1 protein-coding gene is annotated in these 1,938 nt (G+C 49.0%); it reads right to left on the minus strand.

The features are described 5' to 3' along the window. Positions 1–1,938, minus strand: a 1,938-nt coding sequence (locus AC6EJC_RS26765) for a non-ribosomal peptide synthetase (RefSeq protein ID WP_444956513.1), incomplete at both ends; no start/stop codon positions are given.

A 1,938-nucleotide genomic window follows, 5' to 3' on the forward strand; every position in this document is an offset into this window, starting at 1 on the left:
CTCGAACTGTCCATAGTTTAAAATCGTTTCCGATGTCGGTATATATAGCGTGGCTCCGCAGAACAGCGTTTGAAACACTTCCCAGCAAGCGGCATCAAAGGAATAACTGGCAAACATCAAGACATGATCCGACAAGCTCATCTGTAGTGTTTCATCGAAATAGGTTTTGAGGTTGCACAGCCCGCGGTGCTCAATCATAACACCCTTCGGCTGTCCCGTCGTACCCGACGTATAAATCACATATGCCAGATCGTTCGGGGCAGACAACAGCTCCAGATTCGAACCATCCTCGTGGTAGGCCTCCTGCACCCCATCCAGCACCAGTACCTTGCCGCCAAAAGTGGCCTTTTCCACCAGATGGCTTTGCGTTAGCAGCAATTCCGCACCCGAGTCATCGAGCATGTAGCGGATACGTTCCTCTGGGTACGTCGGATCTATCGGAACATACGCGCCTCCGGCTTTCATAATCCCAAACATCCCCACGATCATATCTATCGAGCGCTCCGTCATCAGACCCACCAGACGATCCTTCGTCACGCCATGACTCCGTAAGGTACGAGCCAATCGGTTGGCTCGTTCATTCAGCTCGCGGTAGGTCAGCTCTTCTCCCTCGAAGAACAAGGCCGCCTGCTCTGGTGTTTGCAAAGCCTGAGCTTCAAACAAACCGTGAATTGTCTGCTCACTTGGATAGTCCGCTGCCGTATCTCCCCACACGTGCAGGATTTGCTCGCGTTCTTGCTCGGTCAATACATCCAACTCACGTACAGGAATATTCGGGTTCACCGTTACCTGCTCCAGCAGCCGCACCAGATGTCTCTGAATCTGCTCTATACTTTCCCGCTCAAATGCCAGAGTATTGTAATTAAAGCTCATGTGAATGGCTTTCCCCGACTGTACCACCAGATTAAAATCATAGCTTGTCGGTTCGACGGACTCTACACTATTCCTACTGAAACTAGCTTCGGCAACGTCATTCACTTGCTCGGCTTGTTCCTCACCTGAATCATTTACAAAAATGAGTATATGGTTGACCAAATCCTCCTTTAGCTCCAACAACTCTTGAATTTCATCCAGTGAATACGTGGCATGTGCATGGATAGATCTAGACTGCTTCTCAATTTGTTTCATCAAATCCGAGAACAGGCTTTCCTCATGACTATTGATCCGAACAGGTACCGTATTTATGTGCTGATCAATTATTTGCCCTACCTGTGAAGCGTCCATCGTACGCTCGGAATCCATACTGCCAAACACGACGTCATCTGTGCCATTATACTTTTGCAGCAATATGCCCCAAACGCTCTGGATCAGCGTATTTAAAGTCACCTGATGACGCTTGGCGATCTGCTGAATCTGGATCGTCAGACTTACACCCAGATCAAAATCAAGTTGCTCTGGCTGATATTTCTCGTTACTCAGCATTTTTGTCTGAGGCAAATGGGACGGCTCCGTATTCCCCTCCAAATATGCCCTCCAGTAACGAGAAGCCTTTTGGCGGTCTTGATGGATTTTCAGGACAGGTACGGTTTCTTTTGTCGTGACCCATTCCAGCTCACCCAGCGTCGTATCGGGATTCACCGCAATAACTCCAGCCAACCGTACGAAGTGGCGTGTAATCTGCTCGATGGTTTCTCGCTCATACAGTGACGTTGCATACTCTAATACGAATTGAATACCTTCTTTCTTCTCGCTGGCTTCCAGCATCAGGTCAAACTTCGCCGGAGTCTGTTCCATACCATATGGACGGAAGCTGATATCCGCTAGTCTCAGCTCACTTTCTTCGGTGTTTTGTAGCACAAACATCGTGTCGAACAGCGGATTGCGGCTCATATCCCGTTTCACGTTCAGCTTTTCCACCAGTTCCTCAAACGGATAGTCCTGATGCTCATATGCTTGCAAGGCCCGCTTTTTCACGTCCTCCACGTACTGACGGAATGT

It is taken from the genome of Paenibacillus sp. TY11, from assembly GCF_059772165.1.